This is a genomic window from Pseudoalteromonas sp. ECSMB14103 (assembly GCF_000813065.1).
Taxonomy (GTDB): Bacteria; Pseudomonadota; Gammaproteobacteria; order Enterobacterales; family Alteromonadaceae; genus Pseudoalteromonas; species Pseudoalteromonas marina.
The window spans coordinates 219,157-241,104 of the sequence record NZ_JWGY01000002.1 but is presented as its reverse complement, the minus strand read 5'-3'; the positions used below and the strand labels follow the sequence as shown (position 1 = coordinate 241,104).

Here is a 21,948-nt window from a genome sequence, read left to right as displayed (position 1 = left end):
GCTAACGCTTTAAATAAGCGGTTTTGCCTAGTGGCTCACAGGCAACTTTCCTCAATTGCCTGCCGAATTGATTGACCCCTTCTGGCTCAGCTCGGAGATCAAACGACGCTTTATAGTTTTGGGTTCTCGCATTTGTAAAGCTAACGATATGGGCGATTTCAATAGCTAGCAAGATATGTCCTGAACCATCGGTACGAAAGCCTGAGATTGAAAAGTAAGAGATGCCATCATTTTTTCCTGTTGAAAAGTTAAAAGAATCCGACAGTTTCTGTGGAAAAACCTCTAAAATTTCAGCTAGCTCTAAAATATTTTCACGATTTGTATAACAAGCAGCTTCCCCAGTGAATTTTCCATTTGAGCCAGAAACTTTTACTTCAAATAAAGATTCATCTTCCCAAATCGAAGAAATAACTACATTACTTTCCATGTTACTCCCGCAACATAACGCTTTGAATATGGGGATTTTAGGAGCGCTTTGGCCGAAGGCCAGCGAGTAAAATTCCCAGTGAGTTTACGAACAGCATAATTCATTTGTTAGGTGTTTCCTGCTCAGAGTTTTGACTATTTGAGTACATAATTAAACCAGAGCGTTCTAACTTTTTAAATAATCTAACGCGTTGCTTAATAAGTTTAATCTCTTTTTCCAGATTACTTTTAAGCTTAATTACGACTTCGTTATTAGGGTTTAACTTTAAACTTGATTCAATTTCTTTAAGTTCGGAACTCAACTGAGATATTTGCGTATCAGCTAATTTGTAATATTCATCATTAGGGACAATAGAGTAGGTAAAAAAACTACTTACTAATAACGCTATAAATAAAACTTTTCTCAAATCCATTGAAACACCTAAAGCCTCATTCAGAGGCAATAAAATAGCTGGTTAAAATTAGCGAGGCACGAGCAAAAACCAGCTGTTTTTTGTCCTGCTGAAATGACTTGTTAGGTATTTTTGCCAATTACAGCAACATTTGACAGGAAATTATTCACTTGTTTTGCCACCTCTAATAATGATTTAGATATAGCTTCTAACTCTGCTTTTTTAACAGTTTCAGAGAAGTTGACATCTTCTTTTTGTTTTTTTGCAACAAAGTCCTGTGTACTAACAACAGACTTTGTAATTATACCTGAGCGTACATCTAGTAATATTGCCTCGACAGAGCAATAAGCTTTAGTTTCATTTGGATCAATGAAACGGTACTTATTGTATGAATTACAAGACGTTCTGTAAGCTAATAATAAGTCGGCTTGAAATCTTGCCGCAGCTTCTCTTAATGTTGGAACCGTTCTCTTCTCAGGTACTAGCATTGCTGGTAAAAATGATGCGTCATATACTTTATTAGATGACCTTAATTCAGAAATAAAACCATCAACTAATGAAGTGGTTAGAGATGTGAAGTCGTTAGAATAAAATTTCCAGTGATTATCTTGGCTTAATTTTAAAATTGCGATTCTATTTTTAGGAGGCAATTTTACTTGGTAATAAAGTAATTCATTAATTTTTTGATCGTTTTCACCAAGTAAAGAATCACTAGCGAGTCCTTTAGGTTTTGAATCATTAGCATAGTAACTACTTGAGCGATCATGTGAGCCTACTGTAGAACAAGCTCCTAGTAATATTGATAACGAGATTATTATAATTTTTTTCATCGACAATCCTTGATTATGACTCTAAATACCTAACGCCCTAATAATGGGCAAAATATTGTTGGTTAAAATAAGCGAAGCAGAAGCAAAAACCAACTGTTTTTTGTCCCTTTGAGCGCCTTGTTAGCTGTTTTGTTGGAAACAGTCCGCACTTCTAGCACATGAAGATTTAATACCTAACTCTTCATGATATTCAGCCATGATGTAAAACATACTTAAAAATATAAATGCTGATACAAAAAATAAAGCTAAGTGCTTACTAGAAAAACTTCTTCGCCAAGCTCCATCGACAAACTTAGTGAAATGCTTAAATGCAAAGATAAAAGCAATGATTGCAATAATAAAGGGAATTATTCCCAGAAAACTCATACTCTACCTTAAACAGCTAACGCCCAAATAATGGGCAAAAAATAGTTGGTTAAAATAGCGACGCAGGAGCAAAACCAACTGTTTTTTGTCCTGTTAATTTGCTTGTTAAGTTGCTACTTTGCGAGCCAACACTTTTGGAAAACTAATGTATTACCACTTTCAAAGCGAATATTTTTTACCTTATTATGTTCATGGGTAGTGATTGTTTCATCTACACCCTCCAAGAACCTTACCTGTAGCTTTTTGATTGGTTGATTATTTACTTCAACAAACGCTGACCCTGTAAATAGCGCAATTACAAAAGCTTCCTGAATACCAGCCATAACATGCGATGCAACTTGTTGCTCTTCACTATTCATGTTGCTTGCATTAAGCCATAGTTCTTTCTCGTTTATACTCTCTGTAGTTGATAATTTCTGCAAAGAGGATAAAAGATGCTCTTTTGCCTTTTTTAAATAAGGACGATGGCTCCGCATTTCTTTTTCAATGATGCTTTTAAGCTTTAATACAGTGACAGTTACTTTCGAATTGTCATCTTGTCTATATACAGAAGGAAAACTGTTGTCTGCTAATGTTTTAAACTCTTTAACCGTTGTTACAGGGTAATCAGTTCTTTCACATGGGTCTTCATTTGCCAAAGTTACACTGGAAATAAATAATATTATTACGGGTAGAAATTTCACGTGTATCCTCAGAGCAACTTAACGCCCTAATAAAGGGCAAGTTTCAGTTGGTTATAATAGGCGACGCAGGAGCAAAAACCAACTGTAATTTGTCCTGTTAATTAGCTTGTTATATTACAATTTACGCCGATATTTTAAGTACTTAAATAGTTCGTAACCCAAAATAAATAAGTAACCGCCTAGGCATATTTGACCAATTAAAACCATCCCCGGCCGACCACAAGCGCCACCTGGGCCGATCATCCCATAACTATCAAGGTTAAATAGAATAAATGGAAAGTAGCCAAACCCTAAAACTAATATTGCAGGCACCCACAATCTAGATTTTTGATGGGAGAACCTTATTAACAGAGAAATAACCGCGATAAAGAGAGAAGATAAAACAAGTAAATCAAATTGATTATTATGCTCCTCGATTAACCCTTTAGGTGGAAACATACAAGCTTGAGTTGTGTATGACAGAAAACTTAATGCGAAAAAAACTAGAAACTTCACCACAACTCCTTTTGTAATATAACGCCGCATTAAGCGGTGAGTAATAGTTTGCTAAAATGTGAAGCGTAGCGGAACCGAGCAAACTGTTGCGAGTCCGGCTTTAATGCCTTGTAATAAGAACTAATACGCCGTAAGTTCAATATTATTGAAAAACTCTAGCGCTACATTATCCAAGTTTTGTGGAAACTCCTTATTATCTGAGCGATGTGATACTTCCATTAATAAAGCTGTAGTTTGATTTAAGTTAGTACGACAAATATAACCTTGATTTTTAAAGTATTGGAAGTCTTTTGACTCTAGCCCCTTGTCTCCGTGGTCTTCGGCAACACCACTATACTTTAAGCAAGGACGCCCTTTAAATGTGAGCGTTTCATAATTTAATTCAAGTTGTTTAAAGCGAGCTTTGTTATCAAAGGTTTTTCTACTCTCAATAACTTTGTCAAAGAATTCTTTGTCTGTAGGAAATTCACCAATCCAGTAAAGGTAAGTATTTGCTATAGCAGTTTCAGATTTGTCGGAATATTCTTTACCAAAAACTACACTTGGATCAGTGTGTTTCATCAAATACCAGTTTGGCTCACTAGGCGAAGTAACTTTAGCGCCTACATGATTATAGGTCTGGCTAATGCCAGCTTTGGGCATCGTTGAAACACACCCAACTAAAAAAGCAGAAAATATAGTAATTATTAGATATTTCACCGATACATCCTTGTTCTTATAACAGCTTTATCAGAGGACACTTTCCTCTTTTTATGAGCAATGCATGTCCCCTTAATTGTTTTTTCATATAAATAACAAATCCTGTAACACATTGCCAGCTTTAAACTTTAAGTCAGGCTGCTCTTTTAATTATATGCAGGAAAGAGGAAAACGTCCTCATTTCTTGACTTAGGAGGAAAAACGCCAACACTGTATGTAAATACAGTTAATTGAGATTTAAAATGAAAACTAAATCCCCTTTTCTTAATAGTATTATCAACTATATGTATAGCCATCACTATGCTAAAAAATCTATTGAAACTTATGTATTTTGGATTACTGCCTATATCCATTTTCATAATAAGCGACACCCTACCAGTATGGGCAATAATGAAGTAGAAATATTTTTAAATCACTTAACAGTCACTAAAAAAGTGGCAGCGAGAACACAAGCAACCGCTTTAAATGCACTTGCTTTTTTATATAAACATATTATTAAGAATGAGCTTTCATTAGATTTAAATTTCGTTAAAAGTAACCGCCAACAGAAACTGCCTGTCGTACTTACACAGACTGAGGTATCGCTATTTTTTAGAAATATAAATAAACGACAATATTTGATAGCAAGCCTGCTCTATGGAAGTGGTTTACGGCTGATGGAAGCAGTAAAAATAAGAGTTCATGATATTGATTTCGACTATAAAAATATACGCATTTGGAACGGCAAGGGTAATAAAAATCGTATTGTGACACTTGCTGAAGAATCAATACCAATGCTAAGAAATCAAAAAATTCAAGTTGATGAATATTTACAGTTAGATTTAAAAATGATGCGTACGCCGGTGTATGGATGCCTCATCGAATTAGTAAAAAATACCCAAGCGCTAATAAGTCTTTACAATGGGAGTTTCTGTTCCCATCACATAAATTAAGTACGGACCCTGAAACAGGAGAAATAAGACGTCACCACTTAGATCATTCAGGGGTAAGAAAGGCTGTTAAACTGTCTTCAACAAAAGCACATATTAATAAAAACGTTATCCCACATACTTTGCGACACTCATTTGCTACGCATCTACTGCAAAGCGGCGCTGATATTCGTACAGTACAAACACAACTAGGTCACAACGATGTGCGTACAACACAAATAATACCCGCTGTATTGAATTAGTGAGCAATTATAGCGACAGATAAATAGCTCAGTAACAAGGCAAAAACTTAGTTATATAGTTTATCTACATGAGAAGTTTTTAACGCAGTTAATGAGTTATTTAGAGCGCTAAAATGATTAACGTTTTAATGCAGCGGGTATCCTACTCATGTACTACAACAAGGTGCCAACGGGGTTGTTAGTCCTTTTTCAAGATTATAAATCTCCCAGATTTAAAACAAAAAAGCACAGCCTATAAGCGCCATGCTTTTTAAATTCAAACGTAAAAAACTTAATTTACAAACGAATACCGCCGTCTATTTCAACCACGCGACCGGTGAAAAAGTCGTTTTCGATTATGTACTGTGCGGTATGGGCAATTTCGTCGCTTTCACCTAAGCGCCCTACGGGTGTTACCGCAAGCATACGTTGTTTGGCTTCTGGCTTCATGGCGTCGGTCATGGCGGTGCTTATTACACCTGGTGCAATAGCGCCTACGCGTATACCAAAACGGCCAAGTTCTTTAGCCCATGTGGTGGTAAGTGCCACTACACCCGCTTTTGATGCCGCGTAATTTGTTTGGCCTATGTTACCTGCCCGCGCTACGCTCGACATATTTACTATTACGCCGCCTTTGCCTGATTCTATCATGTGGCTTGCAGCTTCGCGTCCTGATAAAAATACGCCGGAAAGATTAACGTCAATCACTGATTGAAATTGCTCTAGCGACATTTTTTTAACCACTTTTCCGTCTTTAGCTTTTATGAACATGCCGTCACGCAAAATACCAGCGTTGTTAATAAGCACACCAATGTGGCCAAAATCGCTATTAATGGTACTAAATACGTTTTCTACTTCACTTTCAACCGTCACATTAGCAGCGTAGCCTTTAATTATACCTTTTACGCCTTCAAGCTGGTTTAATTGCTCGCATGCGTTGTTTAATAAATCTTGTGCCATGTCAATAAGTGCAATATTTGCGCCCATAGCTGCAAACTTTTGCGCCATAGCGAAACCTAAACCTTGCGCTCCACCTGTGATTACTACCGTATTATTTTTAATTTCCACGGTTTACTCCTACTTCGAAAACAATTTAAATATGGCGCTAAAGTCATCGCTGCCTGCACCTTGATGCTGAAGCATAGTGTACAAGTTTTTTGCCATTGAACCCATTGGCGTTGATGAATTACTTTGCTGAGCTGCTTCCATGGCAAGACCTAAATCTTTTGCCATTAAGTCAACCATAAAACCTGGCTTATAATTATTACTAGCCGGTGCTGTCTCCATTACATCTGGACACGGATTATATAACTCTAATGTCCAATTTCGACCTGAGCTTGCAGTCATAATATCGCTCAGCACTTTTGGATCTAACCCGTTATTAATACCCATTTGAATGGCTTCACTTGTACCTGCCATTAATATGCTAAGCAGCATGTTGTTGCATATTTTTGCAACTTGACCTGCACCAATATCGCCAGCATGAAATATGTTTTTACCCATATCTACTAATACAGTATTTGCTTTTTCGAATGCGGTTTGTTCACCACCTACGATAAACGTAAGCGTTCCTGCCGTTGCCCCGGCTACACCACCTGAAACCGGTGCATCAACAAACCGTATACCTTGCTCGTCAAGTGCATTTCCTACAACGCGTGCCGATTCGGCATCAATTGTAGAGCAGTCAATCACTAAGGTATTTTTGCTTAAAACCTCAATTAGTCCATTGTTATCGTTATTACCTAAGTATAGCGATTTAACATGCTTGCCTGCAGGTAACATGCTGATCAGAACGTCGGCATTGGTGGCACATTGCGCTGCATCAACGCCCGCTTTAGCCCCCTGGCTAGCAAGTTCATTTACGACCGACTGGTTTAAATCAAAAACAGTGACTGTGTGCCCCGCTTTTACTAAATTTGCCGCCATAGGGCCGCCCATGTTTCCTAATCCGATAAAACCAATATTAAGTTTAGTCATCGTCTTTCCTTTATTTTTGTGTTGCCGTGTCTAGGCCATCAAGTGGGTGACTAGTGCCGTAACGATTATCAAAAAAGCTATTAACTACGCTACTTGGCACATCATGGAGTGTTGGGTATTGCCAATTGGGGGCGCCGTCTTTATCGATTAGCAGTGCTCTAACGCCTTCTTGGAACTCACCTACTTCACCGGCTCTTACCGACATGCCTAGTTCCATTTTAAAGCAGTCTAAAAGGGTTTTACCTTTACTTGCTTTAAGCTGCTCACTGACCAATGCACAGCTGAGTGGGCACCCATGTTTTAACGATTTTTGCGCACGTTGCAACCACTTGTCGTCGGTGCTTAAGCTTAATAGGTAATCAACTTGCTCTTGCAATGAGGCAAAACTACCTAGTGTTTGAATTGTTTTTAAATTAGCGCTAACGTTTCCTATTGGCATATCAGCAGACTGCGCGTTTAACTCATTTAGTAAATTAGTTAGCACCGTGTGGTTTTCGCTTGCACTCTTACTCCAGCTTGTAGCTAAAATAGTGTTTAGCATGTCGTTGTATTTACCGCTGTCAATAAAGTGATCGGCAAGTGATACAAAACACGCATCGTCGCAATTAATAGACGCTGACGTTAACCCTAAAAACAAGCCAACACTTTTGGGCATTTTATGCAAAAAATAGCTGCCGCCTACATCGGGGTATAAACCTATTGTTTGTTCTGGCATTGCAATACGTGAGGTTTCGGTAACAACACGGTGGCTTGCGCCAGCCATTAGCCCTAAACCGCCTCCCATTACAATCCCGTTTCCCCAAACAAGAATAGGTTTAACGTAGGTATGTATAAGGTAATCGAGCTTATATTCTTGGGTAAAAAACTCTTCAACTAAACTTGTTGGTTCACCTTGTGCCATTGCATCATGAAGACTTACTACATCGCCACCAGCGCAAAACGCTTTTTCTCCTGCCCCTTTTAAAATAATCATTGCGATGGCATCGTCGTTTGCCCATGCCTTTAGTTGAGGAGTAAGCAATTTGATCATGTTAAAATTAAGCGCATTTAACGATTTAGGTGCGTTTAGTGTAATAAGCCCAATTAAACGGCCGTTGGCTGCGGTTGCCGTCTCAAAAAGTACTGAATCATCCGCTTTATTTAATAAGGTTAAATCACTCATTAGCCATTTACCCATTTTGCTTTGCGCTTTTCTAAAAAGGCATTTACGCCTTCTTTTTGATCATCAGTATCAAATAAACCAACAAATAGTTCGCGCTCTAATGGTAAAACGCTCGCCATGGGTTGGTGGCGCCCTTTTTGAATTAATGTTTTACATGCCGCAACCGAGCTAGGGCTTTGCTCACTTACTTGGTTTGCAAGATTAAGCGCAGCAGCAAAACTCTCACCTTGGCCAACAACCTCTTCGACTAAACCAATGTGTAGTGCTTTATCAGCTTTTAAGCGCTCGCCGCACAAAATCATGCGTTTAGCCCAGCCTTCGCCCACTAACCATGCTAAATTTTGCGTGCCACCTGCACACGGCAATAAACCGACTTTTGCCTCAGGGAGTGCCATTTGTGCTTGTTGTTCAGCAATGCGTATATCACACGCTAATGCAACCTCTAAACCGCCGCCCATCGCATAGCCATTAATAGCAGCAACCGACACGCCTCTAAAATTAGTTAATGCTTCAAACGCTTCACCAAATACACGCGACATGTCTGCAGCAATACCTTTGTCACCACTTGCAAATACATTAAGGTCGGCGCCTGCGCTAAAAAACTTATCGCCTTCACCCGTTAGCACTAAGGCATAAATGTTTTTATTGTTATTAAGCGCGTTAACTTTATTTTTTAAATCAATTAAGGTGTCTTTTGTCCAGGTATTCGCTGGCGGGTTAGACATCGTTAAAATAGCAACATGGCCTTCGGTTGTTAACTCAATGCTTGGTTTTGATTCAGACATACCGTGCTCCTTATAATATTTCGCTTGCTGATTCAGCTAAAATTCGACGCGCAATAATCACACGCATTATTTCGTTTGTGCCTTCAAGTATTTGATGAACGCGCACGTCACGTACATGGCGCTCTAATGGGTATTCTTTTATGTAACCATAACCACCATGTATTTGAAGTGCTTCATTACACACTGTAAAACCAACATCGGTTGCAAAGCGTTTGGCCATAGCACAATAAGTGGTTTTTTCGCTATCGCCAGTATCTAGTTTAAATGCCGCAAGCCTTACCATTTGGCGCGCCGCTACAAGCTCTGTGTTCATATCAGCAATTTTAAATTGTAACGCTTGAAAAGCAGCCAGCGGTTTACCAAATTGTGAGCGCTCTTTGAGGTATTCACGTGCTGTATTTAAGGCCGCTTGTGCAGTACCAATTGAACAGGTGGCAATATTAATTCGCCCGCCATCTAGGCCTTGCATTGCAAACTTAAAACCTTCGCCTTCTGCACCAAGTAAGTTATGTGCAGGAATACGCACATCTTCAAAGCTTATTAGTCGTGTAGGCTGTGCATTCCACCCCATTTTTTCTTCTGCTTTACCGTATTCAACGCCTTTTGCATCGGCCGGTACAACAAACGCAGAAATACCCGCAGCGCCTTCGCCACCAGTACGCGCCATGACCACTAGCACTTCGGTTTCTCCTGCACCCGATATAAACATTTTAGAACCGTTAATAACGTATTCGTCGCCATCGCGTACTGCTTTTGTTTTAAGTGAAGCTGCATCTGAACCAGAACCAGGCTCGGTTAAGCAGTATGAAGCTAATAACTCACCCATAACTAATTGGTCTACATATTGATCTTTTATTGCGTCTGTTCCAAAACTTGCAACCATCCAGGTAGCCATATTATGAATAGTGAGCATGGCAGTGGTTGCCGTACACCCTAGTGCAAGTTGTTCAAAAATAATGCTTGAGTCTAAACGTGATAAACCAAGGCCGCCCGCGTCCTCTGGTGTGTATAAACCACAAAAGCCTAACTCACCGGCTGCTTTTATCGTATCTTTAGGAAAAATATGTTCGCGATCCCATTTAGCCGCATGAGGTGCAAGCTCTGACTCGGCAAATTGGCGAGCAGTTTGTGCAAAGGCTTGTTGGTCTTCTGATAAGTTAAAGTCCATGATAGACCTCTTTAGTTGTGTGTTGTCGGTTTTCCCGTATTGGGATTGTGAGTGAAGAGCGGCGAAGGCATATTTATGTGTGTGAAAAACCTTCGCGCCCGTTTTTGTTATTATTTTTTGTGTGTGTTTATTAATTATTTTAAGTTAATGCTCATGTTAGGGCCTGACGCTATATCGTCTTCAAACCAACGTGAGGTAATGGTTTTGGTTTCGGTGTAAAAACGAATACCTTGCTTACCATACGTATGAGTATCGCCATAAAAAGAGCCTTTCCATCCGGTAAATGAGAAGAACGGCAGTGGCACAGGAATAGGAACATTTATACCTACTTGACCTACTTCTATTTCGTGTTGGAATTTACGTGCAACTGCACCGCTTGAAGTAAATAGCGAGGTGCCATTACCGTAAGGGCTTTCGTTAATTAAGGCGATAGCTTCTTCTAATGTGTCTACAAACATACAAGCCAAAACAGGACCAAAAATCTCTTCTTTATATAAGTCCATTTCTTTTGTAACGTCTGTAAATAAAGTTGGGCCAACCCAGTTACCTTGCTCGTAACCTTCTACACTAAAGTCAGAGCCATCTATTAAACAGGTCGCGCCTTGTTTTTTACCGCTTGCAATCAACGATAATATACGCTCTTTTGCTGCTTTTGACGTTTGTGGGCCGTAGGCTGCGTCTTTGTCATCCCATAAACCTGGGCGTACTTTTTCAAAGCCTGCTTTTATTTCATCTACCCATTCACTTGCTTGACCAACAAATACAGCTACCGAAATACCCATACAACGCTGCCCTGCGGCACCAACAGATGCACCAACCAGGTTATTTACAACATGCGATTTACTCGCATCTGGCATAATTACCATATGGTTTTTTGCACCTACACAGGCTTGAACACGCTTAAGGTTTTGTGTGCCTTTTGAATAAATATAGGCACCTACACCACACGAGCCTACAAACGAAATAGCACGAACGGCTTTATCTTCTAATAACCGGTCTACCTGCGGTTTTGTACCATGTACAATTTGCAGAACGCCTTTAGGTGCACCCGCTTCAATAAATAGCTCAGCTAAACGCATTGGCGTTAGTGGGTCTTGCTCTGATGGTTTTAATATAAATGTGTTACCACACACTATTGCCAGCGGAAACATCCAAAGTGGGATCATTGCCGGAAAGTTAAACGGCGTAACACCTGCACACACACCCAATGGCTGCATGTAAGAGTAGGTATCGATTTTGCGCGCTACGTTTTCCATTGTTTCGCCCATCATCAGCGAAGGTGCATTAGCCGCTTGTTCGACAACTTCAATACCTCGCCATACATCACCTTTAGCATCTTCAAAGGTTTTACCTAGTTCGTGGCAAATAATAGTGGCTAGTTCATCATGGTGTTCTTTTAAAAGCGCGGCGTATTTCATCATAATGCGTGCACGCTCAGTAATTGGCACATCTTTCCATGTTTTAAATGTTTCAGAGGCTGAAGCAATTGCCGCATCCATTTCTGCATCAGTGGTACACGGAACCTGTGCTAAAACCTCTTGGTTTGCTGGGTTTATAACATCGATTAGCTCTTTAGAAGTCGATTTAATAAATTCGCCATCTATTAATAGTGGAACTTGGTGCATGGTTAAATCCTATTGTATTAGTGTGTTAGTTTTAAAAATAGCGCAGCTTTATTATTGTTATGTTGCTGCGTATTTTTAATGTGATTGGTACTTAGTAAGCTTCTACTGCCATTGCAACGGCTTCACCGCCACCAATACATAAAGAAGCAACGCCTTTTTTAAGGCCTCGGTTTTTAAGAGCGTGAATAAGCGTAACCAAAATACGTGCGCCACTGGCACCAATTGGGTGGCCAAGTGCACATGCCCCACCGTTAACATTTACTTTGCTTTCATCAAGCTTAAGCTCGTTTATTGCAAGCATTGTTACCATGGCAAAAGCTTCGTTAATTTCCCAAAGGTCTACATCAGTTGTTGTCCAACCGGCTTTTTCGAGCACATTGTTCATTGCACCTACTGGTGCTACCGTAAATTCGCTCGGTTTTTGAGAATGTGTGCTGTGCGCTACAATTTTACAAAGGGGGGTTAAGCCGTGTGCTTTTGCTTTTGATTCAGTCATTAAAACGAGGGCTGCGCCACCATCCGAAATAGATGATGAGTTAGCGGCAGTGATTGTGCCGTCTTTTTTAAAGGCTGCACGTAAACTTGGGATTTTTTCTGGGCGTGCATTACCTGGTTGCTCATCAACCGATACCGTTACATCGCCTTTTCGTGTTTGAATTGTGTGCGGTGCTATTTCGTTTTCAAAGCTGCCGTTTGCAATTGCGGCATTCGCTTTGCTTAATGAGCCAAGTGCAAAATTATCCATTTGCTCACGGCCAATGCCATATTCGTCGGCGGTATCTTGTGCAAAACAACCCATGGCTTTATTGTCGTATGCATCTTCAAGGCCATCGCTCATCATGTGATCTTTGATTTCGCCGTGGCCCATTCGCATTCCGCCACGCGCTTTTGGGATAAAGTAAGGGGCGTTGGTCATACTTTCCATACCACCAGCAATCGCTGTTTCTATAGAGCCTGCTTTAATTAAATCGTTAGCAAGCATGGCGGCTTTTAAACCTGAACCACATACTTTATTAATGGTGGTAGCACCCGTGCTTAAAGCTAGCCCTGCTTTTAACATGGCTTGACGAGCTGGCGCTTGACCTAAACCAGCAGGGAGTACACAGCCCATAATTACTTCGTCAATTGCATCGGTTTTTAAACCAGTTTGCGCTAATGCACTTTTAATAGCCGTTGCACCTAATTCAGTAGACTGAGCATCGCTTAGCCCGCCCATAAAGCCACCCATAGGCGTACGTTTTGCTGCTACAATTACCACTGATTCTAAAGACATAGCTAACTCCATTGTATTTAAGGGTAAATAGTTGTTAGAATATTTACTCTATTAATTGTGTTTTAAATTATTATTTAATAACCATACACAATACTAACGTTTACGCTAACGTCAACTAAAAACCGTTAAAATTATACTTTCTTATCTGTAAGGTTTCTTTGCCACCTTTGGTTCTTACAATCTAAGTTAAAATTAAGTCATTGTAATTAAATAATTTAAATTACAAATACTGCAAACCACTTCGCTTATATTTATTTCGCATCAGCCAGCACTTTACCTTTACGTAAACTTCACTTATATTGGAGTTATTCGAATGAGGTAATCACAATTATGAAACCAGATAATCAAACAAACTTTGCAAGTTCCGCCACTATACCGACCAGTAATGAACAAACTTTCAGCATTAGCGATTTAGCTAAAGAGTTTGACATTACAACTCGCTCTATACGCTTTTATGAAGACCAAGGGCTTTTATCACCTGAGCGTAATGGGCAAACACGTATTTATTCAAAGCGCGACAAAGTGCGCTTAAAGCTCATTTTACGGGGTAAACGCCTAGGCTTTACGCTTGCCGAAACGGGCCGTTTGTTTGAACTGTATGACGCTGATAAATCAAGCGCTAAACAACTAGTCACTATGCTAGATCTGATTTCAGAGAAAAAAGCCGACCTTTCGCAGCAAATGGACGATATTAAAGTTGTCCTAATGGAACTGGTTACTGCGGAACGACGCTGTAGAGACACACTGAATAAAATAGACGAGTAGTTTATTTTTAAAATAAAAACACACTGATAACACACACTCACACAGGAATGAATCATGAGCACTATTTCACTTTATAAAGAGATGAACTTTGGTCTTGGCGAAACCGCCGATATGATCCGCGACCATGTAAATAGTTTTTCAAGCCAAGAAATTGCGCCACTAGCTGAACAAACCGACATAGACAATACATTTCCAAATCAACTTTGGCCGCAAATGGGCGAAATGGGCGTGTTAGGCATGACCGTTCCTGAAGAGTTTGGTGGTGCGGGCTTAGGCTATTTAGAGCATGTTATAGCAATGGAAGAAATTAGCCGCGCAAGTGCGTCTATTGGCTTGAGCTACGGTGCGCATTCAAACCTGTGTGTTAATCAAATCAACCGTAATGGTTCACAAGCACAAAAAGAAAAATACCTACCAAAACTTATTAGCGGTGAACACATTGGTGCGCTTGCTATGAGTGAGCCTAATGCGGGCTCTGACGTGGTATCGATGAAACTTAAAGCTGAGAAAAAAGGCGATAAGTACATTTTGAACGGCAATAAAATGTGGATCACCAATGGCCCGGATGCAGACACACTGGTTATTTACGCTAAAACAGATTTAAACGCCGGTGCTAAAGGGATCACTGCATTTATAGTAGAGAAGACGTTCCCTGGTTTTTCAACCGCACAAAAGCTCGACAAACTTGGTATGCGCGGGTCAAACACCTGTGAGTTAGTATTTGAAAACTGTGAAGTGCCTGAAGAAAACATTTTAGGTAACTTAAACGAAGGCGTAAAAGTTCTTATGAGCGGCCTAGATTACGAACGTGTTGTATTGGCAGCAGGCCCCCTTGGCATTATGCAAGCATGTATGGATATTGTTGTGCCTTACATTCATGAGCGTAAACAGTTTGATACCCCAATTGGGCAATTTCAGCTTATTCAGGGCAAGGTTGCCGATATGTACACACAAATGAACGCTGCTCGTTCATACGTTTACACGGTAGCTAAAGCCTGTGACCGCGGTGAAACAACACGAAAAGATGCTGCTGGCGCCATTTTATATGCCGCCGAATTGGCAACCAAAATGGCACTGGATGCGATTCAAATACTAGGTGGAAACGGCTACATAAACGAATACGCAACGGGTCGATTACTACGTGACGCTAAACTATACGAAATTGGCGCCGGCACGTCTGAAATTCGCCGCATGCTAATTGGTCGCGAACTTTTCACTGAAAGCCGTTAAGGATTAGATTATGACGATTTTAAAATCGAGCGTTAATCCACACGATCCTACTTTTGTGCAAAATCATAAAAACATGTCGGCGCTAGTGGATGATTTACGCGATAAAGTTGCCACGATAAGCTTAGGTGGTGGGACTGCTTTAAAAGAGCGTCACGAAGGTCGCGGTAAATTATTTGTACGCGATCGTATTAGTACGCTAATTGACGAAGGTTCACCATTTTTAGAAATTTCTCAATTCGCTGCATTTGGCGTCTATGAGCAAGCAATCCCGTGCGCAGGTGTCGTAGCTGGTATTGGCCGTGTAAAAGGCATTGAATGCATGATCATTGCAAACGATGCCACGGTTAAAGGCGGCACCTACTTTCCGCTTACTGTTAAAAAACATTTGCGAGCACAAGACATTGCAGAGCGATGCCATTTACCGTGTATTTATTTGGTTGATTCTGGCGGTGCTAACCTACCTGAGCAAGATGATGTTTTTCCCGATAAATTACATTTTGGCCGTATTTTTTACAATCAAGCTCGAATGTCAGGTAAAGGCATTCCTCAAATTGCTGTGGTCATGGGGTTATGTACTGCTGGTGGTGCATATGTACCGGCTATGGCGGATGAAAGCATAATAGTAAAAGAACAAGGCACCATATTTTTAGCAGGCCCGCCGCTTGTAAAAGCGGCAACGGGTGAAGAAGTAACGGCTGAAGAGCTTGGTGGTGCTGATGTTCATTGTAAAATATCAGGGGTAGCTGATCATTTTGCTGAAAACGACGAGCATGCGCTGTCTATTGCACGCCAATGTATTGAACGCATTAATTACACACGCCCTACTGCACCGTTATTAAAAGATATAAAAGCGCCTCGGTACGATATAAGCGAACTTTACGGCATTGTAGGTACCGACCTTAAAAAGCCATTTGACGTACGAGAAGTCATTGCCCGAACAGTTGATGATTCATCATTTGATGAATTTAAACGCTACTTTGGTGAAACACTGGTAACCGGTTTTGCAAGCATTTACGGTAACCCTGTTGGCATAGTGGCTAATAACGGGATTTTATTCAGCGAGTCGGCTCAAAAAGGCGCTCACTTTATTCAACTGTGTGCACAACGCAATATTCCACTGGTTTTTTTACAAAATATTACCGGCTTTATGGTAGGTAAAAAATACGAAGCCGAAGGCATTGCAAAACACGGCGCAAAAATGGTGATGGCGGTTTCGTGTGCCGATGTGCCTAAATTTACGGTACTTATTGGCGGCTCTTATGGCGCTGGTAACTACGGTATGTGTGGCCGCGCATTTGAACCCACCATGATGTGGATGTGGCCTAATGCCCGTATTTCAGTCATGGGCGGCGAGCAAGCCGCAGGGGTAATGGCCCAAGTGAAGCAAGACGGCTTAGCGCGAAAAGGCCAGAGTATGACCGATGAGCAAATTAGCGAGTTTAAAAAGCCAATCATTGAGCAATACGAAGAGCAAGGCCACCCATATTATGCCAGCGCGCGTTTGTGGGACGACGGTATTATTGACCCAGCCGACACACGTAACGTATTAGGACTTGCCTTAAGTGCTGCTAAGAATGCACCAGCACAAGATTCTCAATTTGGCGTATTTAGAATGTAACCGGAGCGCAGTAAATGTCAGTAACACTACAAATAACAAAATCTAATGTGGCTGTACTTGTTTTAAGCCGCCCTGAAAAAAGAAACGCATTTAATAGCGAAGTAATACACGAATTAATTCAATGCATTGAACATGCAAATACGCTTGATATAAAAGCGCTTGTGTTAAAAACAGAAGGCAAACACTTTTCAGCCGGAGCAGACTTAGCCTGGATGAAATCCATGGCTGATAACAATTACGCCGATAACCTAGCCGACTCTATGCAACTTGCAAAATTAATGCAGGTTTTAGCCACCAGCCCTCACCCAACAGTGTGTGCTGTTCAGGGCGCTGCATTTGGTGGCGCGCTAGGCTTAATTGCCTGTTGCGATATTGCACTAAGCAAAGATGATGCTCAGTTTTGCTTAAGTGAGGTTAAGCTTGGGCTTATTCCTGCGGTAATTAGCCCGTATGTAATTAAAGCCATAGGTGAGCGTGCTGCTCGCAGATATTTTTTAACTGCCGAGGTGTTTGATGCCCACACAGCCAAACAACTTGGATTAGTTCATCAAGTAACCGGCAATTTAGACTGTGCGCTTGATAACATGCTACAAACACTGATTGATAACGGCCCCGTTGCAGTCAAAGCCGCTAAAGCTTTAATTAATGATGTGGCAAACAAGCCTATTAGTGAACAAATTATTGAGCTTACGGCCGAACGTATTGCAAAGATTCGTGTATCTGATGAAGGCCAAGAAGGGCTTAGTGCCTTTTTTGATAAACGCCCACCCGCTTGGCAACTGTAGGATTAATTATGAACACACACACTTTAAAAAAGATACTCATTGCCAACCGAGGTGAAATTGCGTGCCGTATTATGCGCAGTGCAAAGCAAATGGGGTTAACGACTGTAGCCGTTTATTCTGACGCCGACAAACACGCACAACATGTAAAAATGGCTGATGAAGCTTACCATATTGGGCCTGCGCCCAGTAAAGACTCTTACCTTGTAACCGATAAAATTTTACAAGTAGCCAAAAATAGCGGCGCAGATTGTATTCACCCAGGGTATGGTTTTTTATCTGAAAACAGCGAGTTTGCTAAAGCCTGTGAAGCTAACAACATTGCGTTTATTGGCCCACTTGCAAGCAGCATAGAAGCCATGGGCTCTAAAACCCGCGCTAAAGAAATAATGGCTAAAGCAAATGTACCGTTAGTGCCTGGCTATTATGGTGATAATCAAGACCCTGCCTTTTTACAATTTGAGGCCGAAAAAATTGGCTATCCCGTGCTGATCAAAGCGGCTTTTGGGGGCGGTGGTAAAGGTATGCGCGTTGTTGAGCAGGCTAAAGATTTCATGAGTGCTCTTGAAGGCGCACAGCGTGAAGCTATAGCAGGCTTTGGTAATGACTTAGTACTGCTAGAGCGCTATGTTAACCAGCCTCGCCATGTTGAAGTACAGGTGTTTGCAGATAATCACGGTAACTGTGTTTATTTAGGTGATAGAGACTGCTCTTTACAACGTCGTCATCAAAAAGTAATTGAAGAAGCGCCAGCACCAGGTTTAAGTGACACATTACGAAAAGAAATGGGCGAAGCCGCAGTACGTTGTGCTCTGGCTATAAATTACCGCGGTGCAGGTACTGTTGAATTTTTACTGTGTGGCGATGAGTTTTTCTTTATGGAAATGAACACACGCCTACAAGTAGAACACCCAGTAACCGAAATGGTAACCGGTGTAGATTTAGTGAATTGGCAAATCAATATAGCAGCTGGGCACACTTTGCCTTTAACGCAATCTGACATACAACTACAAGGCCACAGCTTTGAAGCGCGAATTTACGCAGAGGATCCAAGCAACGACTTTATTCCTTGTTCAGGCGTAATTGAATCGTTAAATACTCCGCTTAATAGTGAGTTTGTACGAATAGATACCGGCATTGCACAAGGCGATGAAATCAGCCCTTATTACGACCCAATGATTGCAAAGCTTATAGTACATGATGATAACCGCGAGCAAGCATTAGGGCGTTTACGCCAAGCACTTGGTGAATTTCATTTAGCGGGTTTTAGTACCAACATTGGCTTTTTAAATAACTTAGCTAATCACCCTACTTTCAACCAGGGCGCGCCAAGTACACACTTTATTGCAGAGCAAGGCGACTCTTTAGTTACTGTTGATAGTGCGCTTTTACAATCAAGTGAACTCATATGTGCATTTGCGTACTTATGCTCTTTGAATAATGAGCAAGCTCAGCAACACAATGGTAGCCCATGGCAGCAACTTACCGGATTTAACTTAAATTCTCCACGCATCATTAAAGTGCCTTTTAAAGATTTGCAGCTGAGTGCAATCAAAACACCTGAAGGGTTCAACATTACCCATAACAACACGGTATTTAATCTTCAAGGGACAGTCATTAAAGGCGTTTGTACTGTATTTATTGATGGCAATAAGCATATTGCTCATGTCTCACACTGTAATGACGCCATTACGGTTATGAATAAAGCACTACAAACTAAGCTTGAACTCATTAATAAACATTACATAAGTTCACATGAAAGTGATGCATTGCCACTAGCAGCACCACTCAATGGTACCGTGGTTAAACATTTGGTTAATGTTGGCAGTACGATTAGCAAAGGCGATCCTGTTGTGATCATTGAAGCTATGAAAATGGAATACACCCTCAATGCGCCACACGATGGCATTTTACAAAGCTATTGTTTTGGTGAAGGTGAATTGGTATCTCACGGTGCCCTACTCGCCATTGTTGAAGATACCACACAACAGGAAGGTGCCTAATGAGTGCCTTTCCTGATTCGGTTCGTATTGTTGAGGTGGGTGCGCGTGACGGCCTACAAAACGAGGGTTTGGTAAATACTCAGGATAAAATTTCACTGATTAATGCCCTTGCACAAGCCGGTTTAAAAGATATAGAAGCAGGTGCGTTTGTATCCCCTAAATGGGTACCACAAATGGCAGATTCGGCTGATGTGATTAACGCACTTAACTTACCAAATATTAACCTAAGCGCGCTGACACCAAACTTGAAAGGTGCGCACGCGGCCCATGACGCTGGTATTAAAGAGTTTGCAATTTTTACCGCCGCAAGCGAGTCGTTCTGTAAAAAAAACATCAACTGCTCAATTGACGAAAGTATCACACGCTACAGTGAAGTTATGAACTTTGCAAAAGAGCATAATATTCGTGTTCGTGGTTATGTAAGTTGTGTACTTGGCTGTCCTTACGAAGGAGGCATAGACGCTAAGGCTGTGCTTGATGTAACACAAAAGCTATTAGATTTAGGCTGTTACGAAGTAAGCCTTGGAGACACGATTGGCGTAGGTACTGCAAAAAAAGTAACTCAACTCATAGAATTACTTTTATTGCACATAGACAGCAACCAGCTTGCAGTGCATTTTCATGATACCTACGGGCAAGCGCTCACAAATATTTACGCAGCGCTAAGCCTAGGAATATCAACGGTTGACGCAGCAGTTGCCGGCCTTGGTGGGTGCCCTTATGCTAAAGGCGCGTCAGGAAATGTTGCCACTGAAGATGTCGTTTACTTACTTGATGGCCTTGGCATAAACCATGGAATTGATTTACAAAGGCTTGTTGATGCAGGTTGGGCCATTACTGATGCGCTTAATAAAATGCCAGTAAGTAAAGTTTCTGTAGCGCTGCACAAAAAACAACAATGACACACTTACGTGTTAACTACTTTTTAGCCTATATATTACTTAAGTAAGTGTAAAACGAAGGTAAATAGTTAACAAAATTTAGCACACAATGAGGAGAGACTCATGGCCGGTTTTGATAAGGTGGTTTCAAGCTACGAAGCTGCAATGGAAGGGTTGAAAGACGGTGATACCATTATTGCCGGTGGTTTTGGTTTATGTGGAATACCTGAAGGTTTAATAAAGCAAATTAAAAAGATGAACACAAAAGAGTTAACCGTTGTATCTAACAACTGTGGTGTTGATGATTTTGGTTTAGGTATTTTATTGCAAGATAAACAAATAAAAAAAGTAATTGCCTCGTATGTTGGAGAAAACGCCCTATTTGAGCAGCAATTATTAAATGGCGAAATAGATATTGAGCTTACGCCACAAGGAACACTTGCAGAAAAAATGCGCGCTGGTGGTGCCGGTATTCCCGCATTTTATACCGCTACAGGTTACGGTACGCCCGTTGCAGAGGGTAAAGATGTAAAAGAATTTGATGGTCGCCCTTACATTTTAGAAGAGTCTATCACGGGTGAATTTGCCATTGTGAAAGCGTGGAAGGCTGACCGGTATGGAAACCTGGTATTTAGACACACAGCAATGAACTTTAACCCAATGGCTGCAACAGCAGGAAAAATTACTGTGGCAGAAGTTGAAGAAATCGTCGAGCCGGGTGAACTTGAACCAAGCCAAATCCACACCCCTGGCATTTATGTAAATCGCGTGATTAAAGGTAACTTTGAAAAACGCATTGAACGTGTAACAACACGAGATTAAGCAGGAGCAAAGTAATGGCATTATCACGTGAACAAGTTGCAATGCGCGTTGCGCAAGAACTACAAGATGGTTACTACGTTAATTTGGGCATAGGAATTCCGACACTCGTCGCAAACTATGTACCTGATGATATTGAAGTTATGCTACAGTCAGAAAATGGCCTATTAGGTATGGGGCAATACCCAACTAAAGCTGAGCTTGATGCTGATATGATTAACGCGGGTAAAGAAACCGTGACAGCAGCCACAGGTGCTGCCATATTTAATAGTGCAGATAGTTTTGCCATGATACGGGGTGGTCATGTAGACTTAACAGTTCTTGGTGCTTTTGAAGTTGACCAGAACGGTAACATCGCGTCATGGATGATCCCCAAAAAGCTTATTAAAGGCATGGGCGGCGCAATGGACTTAGTTGCTGGCGCAAAAAATATAATTGTTACAATGACCCATGCCAGTAAGCATGGTGAATCTAAGCTACTTGAAGCATGTAGTTTACCGCTTACCGGTGTAAATTGCGTAAAGAAAATAGTAACAGATTTAGCCGTTTTAGAAGTTAAAGACGGCGCATTTCATTTAATAGAGCGTGCACCTGGTGTATCTGTAGATGAAATTATTAGCAAAACAGCAGGTAAATTACTTGTTGACGGTGAAGTACCAGAAATGGTTTTATAAGATTATTATATAGTTAACTTTACCCTGTACCGACCTCATTCCCAGTGCCAATGGCGCTGAGTTACCCAAAATCCCTCGCAAGAGGGATTTTTTTTGCCTACAATGCTATTTTTATGGTTAATTAATACACGCTTAATAAATTATT

The 21,948-nt window shown here is 40.9% G+C and carries 22 protein-coding genes and 1 pseudogene; 9 read left to right on the top strand and 14 right to left on the bottom strand.

Features of this window, described 5'->3' with window-relative positions; genetic code table 11:
- Position 1 precedes the first annotated feature (1 nt).
- The 7 genes from RF53_RS06120 to RF53_RS06090 form a co-directional block, all read right to left on the bottom strand.
- Positions 2–427 (bottom strand): hypothetical protein, encoded by a 426-nt coding sequence (locus RF53_RS06120; RefSeq protein WP_039036947.1) that lies wholly within the window; start codon positions 425–427, stop codon positions 2–4.
- A gap of 100 nt (positions 428–527) precedes the next feature.
- Positions 528–839 (bottom strand): hypothetical protein, encoded by a 312-nt coding sequence (locus tag RF53_RS06115; protein ID WP_039036946.1) that lies wholly within the window; start codon positions 837–839, stop codon positions 528–530.
- Positions 840–940: 101 nt separating this feature from the next.
- The gene (locus RF53_RS06110; protein ID WP_039036945.1) at positions 941–1,648 is read right to left on the bottom strand and encodes a hypothetical protein; all 708 of its coding nucleotides are present in this window, start codon (positions 1,646–1,648) and stop codon (positions 941–943) included.
- A gap of 120 nt (positions 1,649–1,768) precedes the next feature.
- Positions 1,769–2,014, bottom strand: a complete 246-nt coding sequence (locus RF53_RS06105) for a hypothetical protein (protein WP_039036944.1) — start codon at positions 2,012–2,014, stop codon at positions 1,769–1,771.
- 113 nt (positions 2,015–2,127) lie between these two features.
- The gene (locus RF53_RS06100) at positions 2,128–2,697 is read right to left on the bottom strand and encodes a hypothetical protein (RefSeq protein ID WP_039036943.1); all 570 of its coding nucleotides are present in this window, start codon (positions 2,695–2,697) and stop codon (positions 2,128–2,130) included.
- A 114-nt stretch (positions 2,698–2,811) separates the two neighbouring features.
- Complete coding sequence (locus tag RF53_RS06095) at positions 2,812–3,192, bottom strand: hypothetical protein (RefSeq protein ID WP_039036942.1); 381 nt, start codon at positions 3,190–3,192, stop codon at positions 2,812–2,814.
- 120 nt (positions 3,193–3,312) lie between these two features.
- Positions 3,313–3,891 carry a hypothetical protein gene (locus RF53_RS06090; protein ID WP_039036941.1) on the bottom strand — a complete coding sequence of 193 codons (579 nt, stop codon included), beginning with the start codon at positions 3,889–3,891 and terminating at the stop codon, positions 3,313–3,315.
- A 242-nt stretch (positions 3,892–4,133) separates the two neighbouring features.
- Here RF53_RS06090 and RF53_RS06085 point away from each other — a divergent pair.
- Positions 4,134–5,062: pseudogene (locus tag RF53_RS06085) on the top strand (integron integrase).
- Positions 5,063–5,338: 276 nt separating this feature from the next.
- On the opposite strand, the gene RF53_RS06080 reads toward RF53_RS06085, so the two are convergent.
- The 7 genes from RF53_RS06080 to RF53_RS06050 all read right to left on the bottom strand — a co-directional run bounded on the left by RF53_RS06080 (position 5,339) and on the right by RF53_RS06050 (position 13,031).
- The gene (locus tag RF53_RS06080; protein ID WP_039036940.1) at positions 5,339–6,109 is read right to left on the bottom strand and encodes an SDR family oxidoreductase; all 771 of its coding nucleotides are present in this window, start codon (positions 6,107–6,109) and stop codon (positions 5,339–5,341) included.
- Positions 6,110–6,118: 9 nt separating this feature from the next.
- Positions 6,119–7,018 (bottom strand): 3-hydroxyisobutyrate dehydrogenase, encoded by a 900-nt coding sequence (mmsB, locus tag RF53_RS06075; RefSeq protein WP_039036939.1) that lies wholly within the window; start codon positions 7,016–7,018, stop codon positions 6,119–6,121.
- Between the two features lie 10 nt (positions 7,019–7,028).
- Complete coding sequence (locus RF53_RS06070) at positions 7,029–8,180, bottom strand: enoyl-CoA hydratase/isomerase family protein (RefSeq protein ID WP_039037202.1); 1,152 nt, start codon at positions 8,178–8,180, stop codon at positions 7,029–7,031.
- A complete protein-coding gene (locus RF53_RS06065; protein ID WP_039036938.1) occupies positions 8,180–8,965 on the bottom strand; it encodes an enoyl-CoA hydratase in 786 nt (261 codons plus the stop codon). The genes RF53_RS06070 and RF53_RS06065 overlap by 1 nt, the downstream gene beginning before the upstream one ends.
- Before the next feature lie 10 nt (positions 8,966–8,975).
- On the bottom strand, positions 8,976–10,133 hold the full coding sequence (locus tag RF53_RS06060) for an acyl-CoA dehydrogenase family protein (protein WP_039036937.1): 1,158 nt from the start codon (positions 10,131–10,133) through the stop codon (positions 8,976–8,978).
- Between the two features lie 134 nt (positions 10,134–10,267).
- Positions 10,268–11,758 (bottom strand): CoA-acylating methylmalonate-semialdehyde dehydrogenase, encoded by a 1,491-nt coding sequence (locus RF53_RS06055; protein ID WP_039036936.1) that lies wholly within the window; start codon positions 11,756–11,758, stop codon positions 10,268–10,270.
- Between the two features lie 91 nt (positions 11,759–11,849).
- Positions 11,850–13,031 carry a thiolase family protein gene (locus RF53_RS06050; protein WP_006794191.1) on the bottom strand — a complete coding sequence of 394 codons (1,182 nt, stop codon included), beginning with the start codon at positions 13,029–13,031 and terminating at the stop codon, positions 11,850–11,852.
- A 330-nt stretch (positions 13,032–13,361) separates the two neighbouring features.
- Between RF53_RS06050 and RF53_RS06045 the strand changes: the two genes are divergently transcribed.
- From RF53_RS06045 to RF53_RS06010, 8 genes are all read left to right on the top strand, one after another.
- Positions 13,362–13,796: a MerR family transcriptional regulator gene (locus RF53_RS06045; RefSeq protein WP_006794190.1), complete on the top strand. Its 435-nt coding sequence runs from the start codon at positions 13,362–13,364 to the stop codon at positions 13,794–13,796.
- 54 nt (positions 13,797–13,850) lie between these two features.
- Positions 13,851–15,026, top strand: a complete 1,176-nt coding sequence (locus RF53_RS06040; protein ID WP_008131008.1) for an isovaleryl-CoA dehydrogenase — start codon at positions 13,851–13,853, stop codon at positions 15,024–15,026.
- A gap of 10 nt (positions 15,027–15,036) precedes the next feature.
- Positions 15,037–16,644: a carboxyl transferase domain-containing protein gene (locus RF53_RS06035; protein ID WP_039036935.1), complete on the top strand. Its 1,608-nt coding sequence runs from the start codon at positions 15,037–15,039 to the stop codon at positions 16,642–16,644.
- 14 nt (positions 16,645–16,658) lie between these two features.
- Positions 16,659–17,429 carry an enoyl-CoA hydratase/isomerase family protein gene (locus RF53_RS06030; RefSeq protein ID WP_039036934.1) on the top strand — a complete coding sequence of 257 codons (771 nt, stop codon included), beginning with the start codon at positions 16,659–16,661 and terminating at the stop codon, positions 17,427–17,429.
- An 8-nt stretch (positions 17,430–17,437) separates the two neighbouring features.
- On the top strand, positions 17,438–19,429 hold the full coding sequence (locus RF53_RS06025; RefSeq protein WP_039036933.1) for an acetyl/propionyl/methylcrotonyl-CoA carboxylase subunit alpha: 1,992 nt from the start codon (positions 17,438–17,440) through the stop codon (positions 19,427–19,429).
- Positions 19,429–20,331, top strand: coding sequence for a hydroxymethylglutaryl-CoA lyase (locus RF53_RS06020; RefSeq protein ID WP_039036932.1), 903 nt, complete (start codon positions 19,429–19,431; stop codon positions 20,329–20,331). The genes RF53_RS06025 and RF53_RS06020 overlap by 1 nt, the downstream gene beginning before the upstream one ends.
- 102 nt (positions 20,332–20,433) lie before the next feature.
- Positions 20,434–21,132: a CoA transferase subunit A gene (locus tag RF53_RS06015; protein WP_039036931.1), complete on the top strand. Its 699-nt coding sequence runs from the start codon at positions 20,434–20,436 to the stop codon at positions 21,130–21,132.
- Between the two features lie 14 nt (positions 21,133–21,146).
- The gene (locus RF53_RS06010) at positions 21,147–21,803 is read left to right on the top strand and encodes a 3-oxoacid CoA-transferase subunit B (RefSeq protein WP_006794183.1); all 657 of its coding nucleotides are present in this window, start codon (positions 21,147–21,149) and stop codon (positions 21,801–21,803) included.
- The last annotated feature ends 145 nt before the right edge of the window (positions 21,804–21,948 follow it).

Bases quoted from the DNA above. Each gene is read 5' to 3' on its own strand.
- RF53_RS06025 (WP_039036933.1), top strand. From the start codon at position 17,438: ATGAACACACACACTTTAAAAAAGATACTCATTGCCAACCGAGGTGAA.
- RF53_RS06060 (WP_039036937.1), bottom strand. From the start codon at position 10,133: ATGGACTTTAACTTATCAGAAGACCAACAAGCCTTTGCACAAACTGCT.
- RF53_RS06030 (WP_039036934.1), top strand. From the start codon at position 16,659: ATGTCAGTAACACTACAAATAACAAAATCTAATGTGGCTGTACTTGTT.
- RF53_RS06045 (WP_006794190.1), top strand. From the start codon at position 13,362: ATGAAACCAGATAATCAAACAAACTTTGCAAGTTCCGCCACTATACCG.
- RF53_RS06070 (WP_039037202.1), bottom strand. From the start codon at position 8,180: ATGAGTGATTTAACCTTATTAAATAAAGCGGATGATTCAGTACTTTTT.
- RF53_RS06105 (WP_039036944.1), bottom strand. From the start codon at position 2,014: ATGAGTTTTCTGGGAATAATTCCCTTTATTATTGCAATCATTGCTTTT.
- RF53_RS06120 (WP_039036947.1), bottom strand. From the start codon at position 427: ATGGAAAGTAATGTAGTTATTTCTTCGATTTGGGAAGATGAATCTTTA.
- RF53_RS06015 (WP_039036931.1), top strand. From the start codon at position 20,434: ATGGCCGGTTTTGATAAGGTGGTTTCAAGCTACGAAGCTGCAATGGAA.
- RF53_RS06040 (WP_008131008.1), top strand. From the start codon at position 13,851: ATGAGCACTATTTCACTTTATAAAGAGATGAACTTTGGTCTTGGCGAA.
- RF53_RS06110 (WP_039036945.1), bottom strand. From the start codon at position 1,648: ATGAAAAAAATTATAATAATCTCGTTATCAATATTACTAGGAGCTTGT.
- RF53_RS06115 (WP_039036946.1), bottom strand. From the start codon at position 839: ATGGATTTGAGAAAAGTTTTATTTATAGCGTTATTAGTAAGTAGTTTT.
- RF53_RS06035 (WP_039036935.1), top strand. From the start codon at position 15,037: ATGACGATTTTAAAATCGAGCGTTAATCCACACGATCCTACTTTTGTG.
- mmsB (WP_039036939.1), bottom strand. From the start codon at position 7,018: ATGACTAAACTTAATATTGGTTTTATCGGATTAGGAAACATGGGCGGC.
- RF53_RS06010 (WP_006794183.1), top strand. From the start codon at position 21,147: ATGGCATTATCACGTGAACAAGTTGCAATGCGCGTTGCGCAAGAACTA.
- RF53_RS06065 (WP_039036938.1), bottom strand. From the start codon at position 8,965: ATGTCTGAATCAAAACCAAGCATTGAGTTAACAACCGAAGGCCATGTT.
- RF53_RS06055 (WP_039036936.1), bottom strand. From the start codon at position 11,758: ATGCACCAAGTTCCACTATTAATAGATGGCGAATTTATTAAATCGACT.
- RF53_RS06020 (WP_039036932.1), top strand. From the start codon at position 19,429: ATGAGTGCCTTTCCTGATTCGGTTCGTATTGTTGAGGTGGGTGCGCGT.
- RF53_RS06050 (WP_006794191.1), bottom strand. From the start codon at position 13,031: ATGTCTTTAGAATCAGTGGTAATTGTAGCAGCAAAACGTACGCCTATG.